Source organism: Paenibacillus etheri (assembly GCF_001012825.1).
GTDB classification, from domain to species: Bacteria; Bacillota; Bacilli; order Paenibacillales; family Paenibacillaceae; genus Paenibacillus_AQ; species Paenibacillus_AQ etheri.
Genome location: NZ_LCZJ02000033.1, coordinates 631,293 through 646,830, shown reverse-complemented (window position 1 = coordinate 646,830; position 15,538 = coordinate 631,293). Strand labels below are relative to the sequence as shown.

12 protein-coding genes and 1 riboswitch are annotated in these 15,538 nt (G+C 43.0%); of the genes, 10 read left to right on the top strand and 2 right to left on the bottom strand.

Annotated features, from left to right (window positions below; translation table 11 throughout):
- Positions 1-103 precede the first annotated feature (103 nt).
- From UQ64_RS22260 to UQ64_RS22225, 10 genes are all read left to right on the top strand, one after another.
- The gene (locus UQ64_RS22260) at positions 104-2,770 is read left to right on the top strand and encodes a copper amine oxidase N-terminal domain-containing protein (RefSeq protein ID WP_060625624.1); all 2,667 of its coding nucleotides are present in this window, start codon (positions 104-106) and stop codon (positions 2,768-2,770) included.
- A 269-nt stretch (positions 2,771-3,039) separates the two neighbouring features.
- On the top strand, positions 3,040-3,966 hold the full coding sequence (locus UQ64_RS22255; protein ID WP_060625688.1) for an EamA family transporter: 927 nt from the start codon (positions 3,040-3,042) through the stop codon (positions 3,964-3,966).
- Between the two features lie 207 nt (positions 3,967-4,173).
- Positions 4,174-4,617, top strand: a complete 444-nt coding sequence (locus tag UQ64_RS22250) for an isocitrate lyase/phosphoenolpyruvate mutase family protein (RefSeq protein ID WP_060625623.1) — start codon at positions 4,174-4,176, stop codon at positions 4,615-4,617.
- Between the two features lie 18 nt (positions 4,618-4,635).
- Positions 4,636-5,688 carry a bifunctional transcriptional activator/DNA repair enzyme AdaA gene (locus UQ64_RS22245; RefSeq protein ID WP_060625622.1) on the top strand — a complete coding sequence of 351 codons (1,053 nt, stop codon included), beginning with the start codon at positions 4,636-4,638 and terminating at the stop codon, positions 5,686-5,688.
- A gap of 229 nt (positions 5,689-5,917) precedes the next feature.
- The gene (locus UQ64_RS32610; protein ID WP_280818241.1) at positions 5,918-6,052 is read left to right on the top strand and encodes a hypothetical protein; all 135 of its coding nucleotides are present in this window, start codon (positions 5,918-5,920) and stop codon (positions 6,050-6,052) included.
- 84 nt (positions 6,053-6,136) lie between these two features.
- The gene (locus UQ64_RS31390) at positions 6,137-6,310 is read left to right on the top strand and encodes a hypothetical protein (RefSeq protein ID WP_167348517.1); all 174 of its coding nucleotides are present in this window, start codon (positions 6,137-6,139) and stop codon (positions 6,308-6,310) included.
- Between the two features lie 222 nt (positions 6,311-6,532).
- A riboswitch (cyclic di-AMP (ydaO/yuaA leader) is annotated at positions 6,533-6,720 on the top strand.
- Positions 6,721-6,826: 106 nt separating this feature from the next.
- Positions 6,827-7,636, top strand: a complete 810-nt coding sequence (locus UQ64_RS22240) for an alpha/beta fold hydrolase (RefSeq protein ID WP_060625621.1) — start codon at positions 6,827-6,829, stop codon at positions 7,634-7,636.
- Between the two features lie 373 nt (positions 7,637-8,009).
- Positions 8,010-9,071: a selenide, water dikinase SelD gene (gene selD, locus UQ64_RS22235; RefSeq protein ID WP_425339611.1), complete on the top strand. Its 1,062-nt coding sequence runs from the start codon at positions 8,010-8,012 to the stop codon at positions 9,069-9,071.
- Positions 9,072-9,127: 56 nt separating this feature from the next.
- Positions 9,128-10,165 (top strand): tRNA 2-selenouridine(34) synthase MnmH, encoded by a 1,038-nt coding sequence (mnmH, locus tag UQ64_RS22230; RefSeq protein WP_060625619.1) that lies wholly within the window; start codon positions 9,128-9,130, stop codon positions 10,163-10,165.
- A gap of 51 nt (positions 10,166-10,216) precedes the next feature.
- Complete coding sequence (locus UQ64_RS22225) at positions 10,217-11,335, top strand: cysteine desulfurase family protein (protein ID WP_060625618.1); 1,119 nt, start codon at positions 10,217-10,219, stop codon at positions 11,333-11,335.
- Positions 11,336-11,414: 79 nt separating this feature from the next.
- On the opposite strand, the gene UQ64_RS30325 is transcribed toward UQ64_RS22225, so the two are convergent.
- The gene (locus UQ64_RS30325) at positions 11,415-12,899 is read right to left on the bottom strand and encodes an exosporium glycoprotein BclB-related protein (protein WP_082651257.1); all 1,485 of its coding nucleotides are present in this window, start codon (positions 12,897-12,899) and stop codon (positions 11,415-11,417) included.
- Between the two features lie 250 nt (positions 12,900-13,149).
- Positions 13,150-15,384: an AraC family transcriptional regulator gene (locus UQ64_RS22215; RefSeq protein WP_060625617.1), complete on the bottom strand. Its 2,235-nt coding sequence runs from the start codon at positions 15,382-15,384 to the stop codon at positions 13,150-13,152.
- Positions 15,385-15,538: the final 154 nt, after the last annotated feature.

Here is a 15,538-nt window from a genome sequence, read left to right as displayed (position 1 = left end):
TAGGTTATTTTTTTGTAACCCATAAATCATGAAACTTTTGTATAGTTAGAAGCGTCAAATGAGTAGGTAAAAAATGTATTCGTCATTCCAGGAGGGTGGATCTGTGAAGAAGTTATGGATTTCAATTTTAGTAGTTTTAGTAGTCATTCCGATGATGTTTCAATCCTCTGTGAAGGCTGCTACTCCGATCAGTATTATTATTGACGGGGTTCGATTGTCTACAGATCAAGCACCGGTGATGGTGAAAGGGCGGACGATGGTGCCGCTGCGGGCTATTTTTGAAGCCTTTAATGCCACCATCAAGTGGAATCAAAAGGCACAAACTGTAACTGCAACTAAAGCTGATACAACGATTATGTTAAAGATTGGCTCAAAGACAGCCACCATTAACAATAAGGCTGTAAATCTAGACGTGCCTGGTTTGAATCTGAAGGGGAGAACGATGGTCCCAACAAGGTTCGTCAGTGAAGCACTGGGCCATAAAGTGGGATGGAACCCCAAGACGCAAGTTGTAACTATAACGACTTCATCCTCGAACGTTGGAAATGCAGGCCCCGTAACCAACGTAGTAGCGCAGGATGTGAGTGATTTCGGTGATGGTCGTGATCTTCAGGTTAGCTTCACTCGAGCGGCAAATGAGTCACTAGTGGATCATTACCGTGTTCTGATTGTTAAATCAGGGAATATTCTCAACCTATCGTCTGCACAAACGATAGCCTCTTACAATTATTCTACTATATTACCAACAGCTACTAATCCTTCGATTAAATTGACGTCTGCTTCGAGAACTGTTGATGGTGATTTAATTAAGAGTAATCAAGCGTATGTGGCTTATGTCTTAACGGTTGGCAAAGGAAGTAATACCAGTACACTTTCTAGTGGGTCTTCCACTATGACACTAGTGAATAAGACTGTCGTAGCAATAAATAATGTACAAGTAAAAGATATAAGTGATTATGGAGATGGAAGAGATCTATCGGTTAGCTTCAATAAGCTGTCAGATGAGTCGAAGATAAGCTCTTATCGGATATTTGTTGTCAAAGCTACTAATTATTCAAATTTTAATTTAGCGACAGCAAATAATGTGTCCAGTGCTAATTACACGCTGGTCAGCAAGACGGGTAATAATATTACCCAAGTTCTATCTTCAGGAGCCAGAGATGTGGACGGAGCTCTTGTTAAAACAGGCGTGAGCTATAGAGTGTTTGTCATGGCGATTGATAGCAGCAATGCAGCAGCGAATCATGTGTTGTCTTCTGTCTCATCTGCAATAACGCTGTCCAACATAGGGGTCTCTAACTTAAGTGTTAGCGACGTTAACAATTATAATGATGGCCGAGATTTGAGAGTGTCATTTACTCATGCGACGGACGAAACCTATATCAGCCAGTACCGAATCATGGTAGTTCCGACGTCATATTACAGTAGCTTTAGTTTAGCCGAAGCCAATAATGTATCAAATAGCTACTATACAGCGGTGAGTACAAATGGTACTACAACCAATCAAGTATTGAACTCGTCAACCAGAGATGTACGTGGAGCTTTGATAAAGAATGGAGTCAATTATAAAGTATATATCTTATCTATTGGAAGCGGCAGTAATACAGGAGGCAATGTGCTTTCGTCACCTTCATCGGTCATTACGTTGTTGAATGATACCAGTGTGAGTACCATATCAAACTTGAGTGTCAGTGACGTTAACGACTATGGTGATGGCCGAGATCTGAGAGTGTCCTTCACTCATCCGACGGACGAAACCTATATTAGCCAGTATCGAATTATGGTAGTACCAACATCCTATTACAGTAGCTTTAGTTTAGCTGAAGCGAATAATGTATCAAGTAGCAATTATACATCGGTGAGTACATCCGGGTCTTCTACCAGTCAAGTAATGAATTCGTCAACCAGAGACGTTCTCGGAGCTTCGATAAAGAATGGAACTAGCTATAGAGTGTATGTGTTAACCATCGGAAGCGGGATCTATTGGGATTCGAATGTGCTCTCTTCCGCTTCATCGGTCATAACATTGTTGAATGATTCTAGTGTAAAAGCCGTTACAAACTTGAGTGTTAGCGATGTAAATGACTATGGCGATGGCCGAGATTTGAAGGTATCGTTTAGCCATGCCACAGATGAAACGTACATTAACCAATACCGAATTATGGTGGTACCTACGTCATATTACAGTAGCTTTAGCCTGTCTGATGCTAATAATGTATCAAGTGCTAATTACACCTCGGTAAGTACATCAGGCAACAGTACCAGTCAAGTATTAGATTCTTCCGCCAGAGACGTACGTGGCAATTTGATAAAGGCTGGAACCAGCTATAAAGTGTATGTGTTAGCTGTGGGTGGTAGTAATTATTCAGGTTCCAATGCATTATCCGGGGAGTCTTCGGTCATTACGTTGTCAACAACCAAGAGCCCAGTGATCTCTGTAACCAATGTAACGTATAAAGAGGACAATGGTAGAATCCTGATCAGTTTCGTCAAATCAGCCAATGAATCCAATATTTCAGAATATCGAGTATTGGTGGTTCCATCTAAACAAGGGTTTGGTTCTGCGGATGCTATTGAGGTGAGATCCTCGTATTATACGTCTGTAACCCCTAACGGGACGAATCCTTCAATATTCACTGCGACAAGGGATGTTAACGGTGATTCAATTGTTAAAGGTGTCAAATATAAAGTGTATGTTCTTGCTGTAGCCAATAATAGCGGTGTACAGAATGGTGGTCTTTCAAATTCAACAGAAGAGTTTGAAATATAATCGAAATAAAGTTATTGTAAACATTTCAAGTTGACACCCTGTGTGATTTATCATATTATAATCCGTGTTGCTATAAGTAAATAAACCAAACTCTATCCAGTGGATGGAGTGGCGGAATTTTGTCAAAGATGTATTCTTTGGTTTCAGTCGCCCCTTGTCATTTCGATGACAAGGGGCTTTATTATGTGATTTGGACGGTTCAATAGGACGGTTCAATAGGACGGTTCAATAGGACGGTTCAACAGAAAGGAAAGAAGATTACGATGAATATGAAGTTACTCAAATATGCTTTACTAGTATTTATAGGAGCATGTAGTTATGGATCGCTTTCCACGATCGTTAAGCTTGGGATGAATGATGGATTTAGAATGCAGCAACTGGTCGGGGCGCAATACTTTTTTGGATGGTGCATGCTGCTCTTGTTAGTTGTATTATTTTCCCGAATAAAACTCGGGTTAAAGGTAGGCGCTTCGTTATTAGGCGCGGGGATTACCATTAGCATGACGGGTATTTTCTATGGGTTTGCCGTTGAACAATTACCTGCTTCGATTGCGATCGTTCTCTTATTCCAATTTACTTGGATTGGTGTGATTCTGGAGGCTATTGTAGATAGAAAATGGCCTAGTCGAGAGAAAATAATTTCGATGGTTATCCTTCTGATAGGAACAATACTAGCTGGGGGGATTCTAGAACCAAGTGTAGGTGAAATGACTACGAGTGGTATTGTTTTCGGTTTGATGTCTGCGGTATCGTTTGCCTTTTATATTTTTGTCAGCGGAAGAGTGGCTACCCAGGTACCTGCTGTGAATAAAAGCTTGTATATGACTACAAGTGCAATGATTATTATTATGGTTGTTTTTTCGCCTTCCTTTATTTACGACGGAGCGCTTACAGATGGACTTTGGAAGTATGGTCTTCCTTTAGGGTTGCTTGGTATAGTTATTCCTGTACTGTTCTTTTCTATTGGTGTTCCGAAACTGGGTTCAGGTCTGGGAACGATTCTAGGTGCGGCGGAGTTGCCGGCAGCTGTTGTAGCCTCCGTGTTAGTCCTGCAAGAAGAAGTGTCTTTGCTTCGGTGGGTTGGAATTCTTGTCGTACTGATCGGAATCGCGGCACCTCAAATCATACCGATACGAACAGGGGAAAAGTCACCCAAACCATCCTCTAAACCATCACTCCGTAAGGTAGAACTGTAAACTGTAATCTGCAAAATGGCATCGAGGTTTGATCAGGTCCTTATAGGATGAGTTCATTCTTCGGTGCTTTTTTTGAAATATAAGAATTTATATCGCCGAAGGCGTTTATGCTTGTACATAAAAAAAGATTGGTGTTAATTTTTCTGGTATGACGAATCATTGTCTATTATATAGTGGTGCTATTCTATTTAATGGAGATGACTACTGATGAAGAGAAATGACTATGACTATTTTAAATCTTTGCATAATCAAGAGAAACCGCTAATGCTATATAACTGCTGGGATGTAGCTTCGGCTAAAGCGATAGAAAAAGCGGGTTCAAAGGCTATTGCCACAAGTAGCTTCGCAATGGCGGAAGCATGGGGTTATTCGGATGGTGAACAGCTCTCATTTGAGCAGCTGCTGTGGTCTATTTCGGCTGGAGCAGATGGAATTTTTATACCGGGGCTGACGGATCGAAATTTGATAGAACAATTTGTGCAAAAGTCGCCATTGCCTGTAAATGTTATGGTGATGGATGGTATGGTTTCAAATGCTGAGTTGCAGGAGCTTGGGGTAAAAAGAATTAGCTACGGTCCGTATAGTTACTTTCAAGCACAACATAATCTTCAAGAGAGTGCTCGAACCATTCTGCAGTCGAACATTATTTAGAAATGAGCTAACGATACTATGATCACTAATACACAGCAAATCGATAAATATTATGAGATGTTAGTCGAAAAAAACTCCAATTATGAAGGTGTATTTTTTGTCGGCGTAAAAACAACAGGCATTATGTGTAGACCAACTTGCCCGGCTAAAAAGCCATATAAAGAAAATTGCGAGTTTTTCGCAACAGCCAAAGAAGCTTTGTTAGCGTCTTATAGACCTTGTAAAAGATGCCAGCCTTTATCTAATCCGACGAAAATGTCCTCAGAAGTAAAGCTTCTTGTCGAAGCTATTGAGCGTAATCCGGAAAGAAAATGGACCGATAAAGATTTTGATGAGCTATCGATAAGTGCAAATACAGCACGCCGACAATTTAAGAAGCAATTCGGAATGACGTTTATTGAATATGCACGTTCTAGACGTTTAGGGCTGGCCTTCAAACATATCAGGAATGGGGATTCTATCATTAACGCACAACTGGACAGCGGGTACGATTCGAGTAATGGGTTTAGAGATGCTTTTTCACGAACGATGGGCACTGTCCCGAATCACTCCAAGCAGATTACAGTGCTGCACTGTACCTGGATCGAAACGATATTAGGTTCTATGCTTGCGATCGCAGATGAAGAGCACCTTTTACTGCTGGAGTTTGTGGATCGAAAGGGACTTGAGAACGAAATTAAGAAATTACGCACCCGCTTGAATGCAACTATATTGCCTGAAAAAGTTCCTGTGCTAGAGCAAATTGAAGAGGAATTAAGTCTTTATTTCGAAGGGGAACTAGCGGAATTCAAAACACCGATTCGTTATTTAGGCTCAGACTTTCAACAACAGGTATGGAATGAACTTCGAAGAATCCCTGTAGGCCAGACGGTCTCTTACAAGGAGCTTGCAGAGAATATAAATAACCCTTCGGCTTGTCGTGCTGTAGCAAGAGCTAATGGAGCCAATCAATTATCAATCTTGGTTCCGTGTCATCGAGTGATCAATAGTAACGGTGAATTAGGGGGCTATGGCGGCGGCATTGCAAGAAAAGAATGGTTAATCAATCATGAGAACAACCTTAGTTCGTAGATAGCTACTCAACTAAAAATATACTAAATTCGATGTGTCTGAATGTCTGGATACATCGTTTTTTTGTTGTTTTTTTAAGTAAGAAAAGCACTAGTTCAAGCAAAAGAAGGAAAATTCATGAATTCACAACAATATCCAATTGTGATAGCATAATATATATTTTCATAAGAAAGTACAGCCTATCTTAAGGAGATTGGAGCGAACATCATGCTGAAGGTTCTGATCGTGGATGATGAGAATCATGTTAGGTCATGCGGAGAGTGAAGCCCCAGGGATGAAATATTTAGCTGAAATCCTGGCAGAGAGATACCCAATGATTCCTACCTATTTCATTGCTGAACAACCGATCTATCAGCTGGTTTAATCCGTCGAAATCGAAATGAAGAATAAATTTGCATATTATGGAGAAAATGATTGGAAACTAGGTCACTGAGAAAGGAGTGTTTCAATGGAAATTCCTTTGGAGGCTGATGAAGTGTTAAGTCGTATCAAAAAGCTTCAAACCGACGGAAGCTCGATCAGCAAAAAACAAGTGAAGCAAAACGATCCTGATCTTATGAGAAGTGCGCTGTTCTTTTTTCCGAGCTGGGAGCATGCATTGAAAAACGCCGATCTGTTGTAGCCGTATGATTGTATAAAGAAGCCGAGTGGTTCAGGGATTGATCTCTGATGACCGCTCGGCTTTTTCTTCAATAAACCGAGTAAACAAGAGCAATAGAAAGAGAAAACGAAGTGTATGCTCAATTTGAAATGAAAAGCATGGCTTTCAACATTATTTTGCCCAGGGCTCAACTTTACAAGAAACCTTACACGGAGTATGATTCATCACATAACTGACAATTACATAAGAAGTCCGCTTAATTTCCGTTAAGGAGAGCGGGGGAACCAACAACTGGGAATCGATGTAACAGTCGATACTAGTTATGGGGTGAATCCTGTTACAGGTGCCATAGTAGTGCATCCATACAGGTAGGGCAACTCTCACTGCCCGAATCCGACAGCTAACCTCGTAAGCGTATGGAGAGAGGATGAATGGCGTATTTGATGATGAATAGCCACAGAGAATCCCTCTGTGGTTTTTTGCTGCGTTCATAAGCACATATAGATGTAGAACCTACCAATGAAAGAGGTGTTAACTTTGCCTATTGCTAAACTGAATGGAACTTCGCTCTATTACGAAATCATTGGAACAGGGACTCCGGTTGTGTTTATCCATGGACATGGATTAACACATAGTATGTTCAAGCCACAATTGGAGTATTTTTCTGATAAATATAAAGTGATTCTGTGCGATTTACGGGGAAATGGCAAATCAGGTGAATTGCTGCAGGCCCCAAACGAGATTATTGAAACCCAATGCCTAGATATAATTATGCTACTGAATGATTTGGGCATTTGTGAGGCTGTTTTTGTCGGGAGCGCCTATGGGGGGCTCGTCGTTCAACATATTGCGAAACAATATCCGGAGCGGGTAAAAGCGATTGTTGTCGCGGATAGCTTCTGTAGAAGTCAGGCGTCAACGATAGTCGGTAAAATCCAGCTTATGGCTGCATATTGTAGTTGGTTAATGTATTACGCCCCAAGTGAGCTTGTACTGCCTTCGATTCGTATGATGTATCGGGAACGCTGGAACCTAGCCTATAACGAGATTAGGAGAGGACTTCTCGACAAACGTCCACGGGAATTGTATCGGCAAAGGCTGGCAACGAGCCATGTGGATTACACTAGATGCTTAAAGTCTTTTAAACGTCCTGCGTTATGTATTGTCGGTGACTTTAGTGAATTTGGAGTCAACTGTATGAAGGATATGGTGTCTCAGCTGCCACATGCTCAGTTAGCGATCATTCCTAACGCATTAGATCCTAGCAATCTGTGTCAGCCGGAGAAATTCAATGCTATTCTTCAGCGGTTTTTGGAGAAACATCAGGAAACTCAACAGATCAGTTGATCTTAGTATAGGAAGCATCGGAGAGTGTGCATAAACCTCTTCGGTGACATTATTTGGAGGGTTGGCGTTTAAGTGAGAAAAGAGGGCGTCCCATAGCCGGGGAGTATGAACTGGCTGCGGGGCTTTCTTCTGTCTAGAATTATAGAGAGATTTTCCCTAAAATGCTGGATACAGACTAAAGGCTGGCTCAAAGTAGCGGATTCTACGAATGAGCCAGCCTTTAGCATATTATGATTAGCAAGAAAACCACTCATAACATCTTCTCAAAGAACAGTATAATAAAATCCAATCGGTAGCTTTGTATTTTGTACAATGCTGTCTACTGATGTAAGATTAAAGATAATCGACATTAACTATCTAAAGGAGCTGAGTCATGATGTCTCAAGCCGAAACTATAAAATTGACTTCATTATCTTCAAAAGGAGGCTGCGGCTGCAAAATCGGTCCCGCTGATCTCATGCAGGTCATTCGCAGTCTGCCACCAACCGTTCCTAACCCGGATCTGCTTGTAGGTCTGGATACCAGTGATGATGCTGGTGTGTATCGTTTAAGTGATGAACTCGCGTTAGTGCAAACTGTTGATTTTTTCACGCCTATCGTGGACGATCCTTATTCTTTTGGGCAAATTGCAGCAGCCAATGCATTAAGTGATATTTATGCGATGGGTGGTAAGCCGCTTACGGTGCTAAATATTGTGGCCTTCCCTATTTCTGTTCTGGACAAAAGCATTCTTGGCGACATTTTGCGCGGTGCTGCGGATAAAGTGCAGGAAGCAGGAGCAACGCTTGTGGGCGGACATTCCATCGACGATAAAGAGCCTAAATTCGGTTTGGCCGTTACGGGCCTTGTGCATCCGGACAAAGTAAGAACGAATGCAGGTGCGCAGGTGGGAGACAAACTGATATTAACGAAGCCTATCGGTGTAGGAATCTTAACAACATCTATTAAAAAGGATCAGCTATCCCCTGAAGAAACTACACGACTTACGACTGTCATGTCTACTCTGAATAAAAAAGCGGCTGAAATCATGGAACCGTATGATGTGCACGCTTGTACAGACGTTACTGGATTTGGGCTGCTGGGACATGCCTCAGAAATGGCCAAGGGGAGCAAACACGGACTGATTATTCGTCAAGGCGATGTACCGATGCTGCCAAGAGTAAGAGAGCTTGCGGAACAGGGATTTGTTCCAGGAGGCACTAAGAATAACTTTGCTCATTTGGAGGGCAGCATTCTTTATCCGGAAGAGATGGACCAACTGAGCCGTTATATTCTGTGTGACGCTGTGACTTCTGGCGGACTGCTGATCTCTGTGGCCCCTGAACAAAGCGAAGATTTGCTGAAAGAGTTAGTAGATGCAGGTGTAGAAGCGGCATTGATCGGAGAGGTAACAGAAGAACATCCGGGTCAGATTGCAGTTATAGCTGCGCAATAACGATGGAGTCAGCTTAGAGGCAACCTAAAAAGTTAGCCACCAGAGGAGAGAGCGCATTGTTTCAGGATATTACACTGGAAGAGCTAAGAGTGTTAAAGAATAAGAAGCAGATCACCGTTATCGACGTTCGATCTCCTTCTGAATATAAAGATGCAACGCTGCCGGATAGCTTGAATATTCCCTTTTTTGATGATGAGGAACGGGCTGAAGTAGGTACGTTATATAAACAGACAAGTGTGCAGGCTGCGAAAGAACGCGGTTTGGAGATTGCTGCGGCGAAGCTGCCGTCCTTTGTTAAAGAGTTTGCTGCGATTCAAGGCGACAAGGCTGTATTCTGCTGGAGGGGAGGTATGCGCAGCCGTACTACGGCTACCGTACTTTCTTTAATGGACATTCACACTTATCGACTGATTGGCGGCTATAAAGCTTACCGTAAATGGGTACTCGACGAACTGGAATCCTATGCATTCAAGGCGAAGCCTTATGTGATTCACGGAAATACGGGGACAGGCAAAACAAACCTGCTGCACCGCCTGAAAGCACAAGGCTATCCTGTTCTGGATTTGGAAGGGATGGCGGGTCACCGCGGCTCTATTTTTGGCGAGATTGGACTTCATGCGAACAATCAGAAAACGTTCGATAGTCTTCTTTTAGAGGAATTAATTAAGCTTGGGGATTCTCCTTATGTACTGTTTGAAGCGGAGAGCAAAAAGATTGGGAAGATTGTAATGCCCCCATTCATGGCCGAGCAGAAAGAGATCGGAACACAGATTTGGATCGAGATGCCATTGGATGCCAGAGTGCAGCAAATCCTTGAGGACTATCAGCCAGAAGCGTACAAGGATCAGTGTATTTCAGCTTTTCGGAGTATTAAATCCCGAATTCATATCCCCATTGCGGCAGAAATCGAGCGATGCTTGCAAGCTGATTTGTTCGGTGAGGCTGTAGCGCTATTGTTAGAATACTACTATGATCCTAAATATGATTACACGTCTACTCAGTATGAAGGCATTGAGAGAGTTACCTTTAAGGTGAACAATTTGGAGGAAGCGGAGGCTGCGGTGCGCTCTTTTTTGAAAAATCAGGAAGTATAAGCTTTATGTATCGTAATGTAAGAGGGGTTTAGAGGAGGCTCGGCGTAACAAATGATCTATTTAGACTATAACGCTACAACACCCGTAGATAAGGAAGTAGCAGAGGTTATGATTCCCTATCTTTATGGTCATTTTGGGAATCCTTCAAGCAGTCATTCTTTGGGGCGAGAAGCTAAACTCGGAATCGAGCGAGCAAGAACACAGGTGGCTAATTTCCTGAATTGTACGCTGGGCGAGATACTTTTTACAAGCGGGGGTAGCGAATCGAATAATACCGTCATCAAGGGAGTCGCCCAAACGTATCGACATAAAGGAAATCACATTATCCTGTCTGCTGTGGAGCATCCTGCGGTTATTAAACCGTGTCAGTATCTGGAGCAGTTAGGTTATACGATTACTTATGTATCTGTTGACGCGTATGGTATGGTGCAGGTAGACGATGTGAAAAAGCATCTTACAGATCAAACCATACTAGTCTCCATTATGCATTCAAACAACGAAACGGGCACGATCCAGCCGATCAAAGAAATAGCCGAGGTCTGCCATGAACGGGGTGTTCTTGTACATACCGATGCTTCGCAGTCCGCTGGAAAAGTAGAGCTCGATGTGGCTGAGTTAGGGGTGGATTTTCTAACGCTGGCAGGTCATAAATTGTATGCGCCAAAAGGGATTGGAGCACTGTATATCCGTGAGGGCCTTCACATCGAACCATTAATTCACGGAGCGGGGCATGAGAAGGGAAGACGAGCCGGAACCGAAAATACTCCTTATATTATTGGATTAGGAAAAGCCTGTGAGCTTGCTTCGGACTCCGCTTCCAGAGAGCGTGTGAAAGAAATTGCAGATTATTTCTATGATAGATTGCAGGAGGCTTTTGGCGACAGGATTCACCTGAACGGTCATAGGCATAAGCGATTGCCTAACACACTTAACGTTAGTTTTATTGGAGCGGTAGGTCATGAAGTGATTGCTTCGCTAGAAGATGTGGCTGCCTCAACAGGCTCAGCTTGTCATTCTGGAGAAACATTAATATCGCCTGTTTTAAAAGCTATGAACGTCTCGGCAAGTATTGGGCAGGGAGCAGTTCGTTTTAGTGTGGGACGATATACGACTATGACAGAGATCGATGAGGTTATCGGTAAGTTAAAAGAGTATTTTCCGAAAGATTAAGAAATTGGAATCGCATATTTTAACAAAGCATCTGTCACTCTTTTAGTAGGAAAGGCAGATGCTTTTGTATTATTAGTGATTATACGATAGTAAAGCCAGCACTTGCATAACCAGTGACCGTATTTACAAGGGTAAGACCTGTAGCAGTGGCTGAGAATACCATAAGAAGACGTGTCTGAGGTGTTACGGTGAAATTGATATCATTCGTAATTCCGCTGACAAAAGTTCCTAGATTAACTGTGCCCGAGATAGTTGGCAGTGGTACTATGGCCCCTGGAACAGGAGTGAATGCATTATTTGGTACAGTAGATTGGAATAATTGTGCCGTCACAGTTACGGAAGTACCAAGAAGTGATAAAGCAACAGTATTACTGAAGTATGCAGCAATAGATGTTATCACTCCTGAACGAGGAACGGACATTGCAAAATTGATAAGAGGCCCAAGGACAGTACCTGTCAAATCTATATTTCCGCCAACAAGAGAAATACCTGTGGCTGAACTTCCGAAGCCAATAAGGCTTGTTGTTCCAACCAAACCACCTAAAATCGTGGTCATAATAATAGGTCCTCCAGATGCAAGCGGAATGATTGCGCCCTCACCGGTTGCACCAGTAACGCCAGTAACTCCGGTAGCGCCTGTCGCTCCAGCCAGCCCGGCAGTACCTGTAGCGCCTGTCGGTCCAGCCAGCCCGGCAGTACCTGTCGCACCTGTCGGTCCAGCCAGTCCGGCAGTACCTGTAGCGCCTGTCCCACCAACACCATATTCTCCTGGAGGACCTGGAGGACCTTGAAGACCTTGAAGACCCTGAGGACCCTGCGCCCCTTGAGGACCCTGCGCCCCTTGAGGACCTTGAGGTCCTTGCGCTCCAGTCGCACCCGTTGCTCCACCAGCAATTAGTAAATAATCTGATGAACTACCTGGGATTCCTATAGGGCCAGCAACAGTAGCTATATAGGTACTGCCATTAAAGGTTACTACTTGACCCGCTGGATAAAAAGGGCTTTGTGCTGGATTAAAGACTACAATACCTTGTAGCCCTGCACCAGTGGATCCTTGAGGACCCTGTGGTCCTTGAAGCCCTTGAGGCCCTTGCGGACCCTGAGGTCCAGTCGCACCCTTAATAGGCAAGCCAAGTGCTTGTGAAATAGAAGCTTGAATATGCCTGATCTGAATAACCAGCTGATCTTTGCAATGAGGGTCAATCTTTGTGGCAAGAACAAAAGACAATAACCCCGCTAACAGCTGTTGAAGATTGGTACCCACGCTCACGACGGAGAAGGGTCTGACTTCAGTTGATACAATGGTTATTTCTACTACAGAAAGAAGCTCTTTTCTAAAAGGGCTGCAGATCTTAGCGTCATGCAAGAATTCCATGAGTTCTCTTAATACTCTTTGAAGATTGGCAATATGAAGTGTTGTGGGATTCGTAAGTGCGGGAGGTAACACTGCAGCGAGCTCAGTGACTATTTTTAATAGAGTATTACACTCCCTTTTTCTAACAGGACTGCTTATTCTTCCTTGCTTGTTTAGGATAGCGTCACCTTTGAATGGTCTATGCGACATGCTTCTGTATCTCCTCCTTGAGCTTCTCCTCTTCATTCCTTTAAAAATTGGGAGCCTGCCCAATCAGCATATTCTGAGAAGCGGAAGTTGTTACATAGTCACGTTGAAAGTCAGTATATATAAACCATATTAACAAGGCAGGCCCCCGCAAATTACCGGTAGCCTGCCTTATTGATAGATTAGTTAAGTAGTATCGCTCTTTATAAGAGTAGATTAGTTATCCGTCCGAACTCTCGCTCAGCCTTTAGTTCTATGAACGGGTATTAGAGCGTCGGTATTCTATGGGCGTGATGCTGAAGTTGCGCTTGAACATACGATGGAGGTAAGAACTGCTGGTGAAACCAGTCATGTCAGCAATATCCGAAACGGATAGATCGCTCCCTGTCAGAAGGCGGCACACTTCCTGCATCCGTACATCCATAATGACATCCACAATGGCTGTCATTGTCTGCTGCTTATAAAGACGGCTGACATATATTGGAGACAGGTTAAGTTCATCGGCAATCTGGTTCAGGCTCAGGCTGGGGTTCATGTAAGATTGATTGATTTTTTGGTTAATTTGACGGATCAGATCACTTTGCTTTGAGCTACGCTTATCAGCTTGTAATTCCTGAATATTATTAAAGAGGTTATAAAAAGCTTCCTCAAGCTCCTCCATCGTCTCGTAATTTTCAAGTAAAGGCATCTTGAGCATGTCATCCACAGCTGTAGAGCTGAGCTTTTTGATATTATCGATGATTCTCTTAATCGTTAGCGTCACCCTGGATAGCGTTAGTTCTAGGACATGATAGGGATAATGCTCCATTTCGCGCATGATTCCGGAGAAATAGCTACGGGCCTCGTCTGGCCTACCACTCGTAAGAGCATCGACCAGCTTCTTCTCGCTGTCAGCCGGATAAGAGTAGAGGTTATGCTGTAATTCACTAATCTTCTCAGCGTTAATCAGGCATCCATGTCCATAAAAAAGTCTATGCTTAGAAGCTTCTTTGCCCTGACTGTAGATTTGGTTCAGTAGTTCCGGATTATCACTAACGGGACTGTACACGAGCGACAGTCCGATCTTTAGATAATCGCAGCAAGCCACACGGATTTGTCGCAGCAGCACCTCGATCAATTCCGTATCGAGAGGTTCAGCGGACGTTATACTGCTAAGTAGCATAACTACACTATCGTCGTTCATATCTACACTTTCCACCTGATAAGTCTGACTACATATTTCCGAGGCAATATTCATGATGGCGAACTTGTATGGCAGTAGATAAGAACCTCGCTCTTGTCGCAGGGTAGTGTATTCATCAATACGGAGCAATACAAGCCGATAGCCTTCGTTTAAGCTGATGGCAATACTTAGTTGCTCAAAATCACTAGACCGGCTGCTGTGGGGGGCTTTTATACCAAGAACAAGATTACGTAATGAATTCTGTCTGATCGTAAACATGCTGTTGCGCTTGTCAGCTTCAAGGCTATTCATTCGGCTTACGATGGAATCAATAGGAATGTAGAGGCGTTTGGACAGCATTCTAGAAATGATAATTCCGAATATTAAAATAATCAAAGAAATCAGTAGTGTTGTATTACGGATTTGGTTGGTCTGTTCTGTGATCACATGATATGGAGTAATACGAACATACTGCCAACCAAGAGAATCTGGTGAAGTATAGGACACTAGTGATTTCTGGCCTTTAAAAGGAGCTGTGAAATAACCTGCGGAGCGAGCTTTAACTTTATGCTCTATCCAGCTGCTTTCATCCCCCGATAGCTTCTCCAATGTCAGCTTGTCTCCCGATAGAAACCGATCTTGGTCATCTAGAAGGTAAGTCTTACCACTACCGAAAGTATTGCTATTAGCCAGCTCCTTGTTTATCCACGCCGCTGATATATTAACGATAACTGCAGAATTGATGGAGCGGTCCCAATTGATTGCATCATAGCAAAGATAAGTATAGACGGCGACAGCTTCTGATTTGGGTTCCCCGATGGAATAGGTGCGCGGGATTGGAGTAAATGTCTTGTAATCCTGATAATGATTCAACATCTGTATGATTTCAGTGTCCTCTAATTCTTGTGTGTTGTACACACCGCTCTGCCCTTGCGCAGCTGAGATATATACAGTGTCATTATTCGGATTATAAACATAGATGGATTCAATGTACGGCATCGAGTTCAGATAGTTGCCGAGATCTGACATTGCAGCCGTAACCTCAAAAATGGAAGGTTTGTTGTAGAACAACAGGTGTGAGATAGTAGAGGTTCTGTACAGCTGAAATGAAAGCGTTTGAGCAACTTCAGCCAGGTTGACTACTTTTTTGCCAGTCTGAGTCAAATCTCTTAGATCGGAGCGAAAGGTCTGTGTCTTCTCGACGCCGATGTAGTATGTATAGTAAATAAAAGTAGAGACAAGAAGAGTTAACGAAATACACAGTGTAATTGTTGTTAGCAGCTTGCCATACAGCAGTCTTTTTCTCCGTATATCATTATTCTTCATAATGGCCCTCCCCCCGATATTCATGAGTCTCATTAGATAAGACTCTGGATGAACTTTAGATATGTAGCCTCCTTATTATAAGTGCCCTAGAGTGAACAGAACAGTGGAGTAACACTAGAATGTTGAATTTTACCAATACATAGGAGTGAATAAA

What these genes read in the sequence shown, in the direction of transcription:
- UQ64_RS22255 (WP_060625688.1), top strand. Translation starts at nt 3,040, where the DNA reads ATGAAGTTACTCAAATATGCTTTACTAGTATTTATAGGAGCATGTAGT.
- UQ64_RS22250 (WP_060625623.1), top strand. Translation starts at nt 4,174, where the DNA reads ATGAAGAGAAATGACTATGACTATTTTAAATCTTTGCATAATCAAGAG.
- UQ64_RS22245 (WP_060625622.1), top strand. Translation starts at nt 4,636, where the DNA reads ATGATCACTAATACACAGCAAATCGATAAATATTATGAGATGTTAGTC.
- UQ64_RS32610 (WP_280818241.1), top strand. Translation starts at nt 5,918, where the DNA reads ATGATGAGAATCATGTTAGGTCATGCGGAGAGTGAAGCCCCAGGGATG.
- UQ64_RS31390 (WP_167348517.1), top strand. Translation starts at nt 6,137, where the DNA reads ATGGAAATTCCTTTGGAGGCTGATGAAGTGTTAAGTCGTATCAAAAAG.
- selD (WP_425339611.1), top strand. Translation starts at nt 8,010, where the DNA reads ATGATGTCTCAAGCCGAAACTATAAAATTGACTTCATTATCTTCAAAA.
- UQ64_RS22225 (WP_060625618.1), top strand. Translation starts at nt 10,217, where the DNA reads ATGATCTATTTAGACTATAACGCTACAACACCCGTAGATAAGGAAGTA.
- UQ64_RS30325 (WP_082651257.1), bottom strand. Translation starts at nt 12,899, where the DNA reads ATGTCGCATAGACCATTCAAAGGTGACGCTATCCTAAACAAGCAAGGA.
- UQ64_RS22215 (WP_060625617.1), bottom strand. Translation starts at nt 15,384, where the DNA reads ATGAAGAATAATGATATACGGAGAAAAAGACTGCTGTATGGCAAGCTG.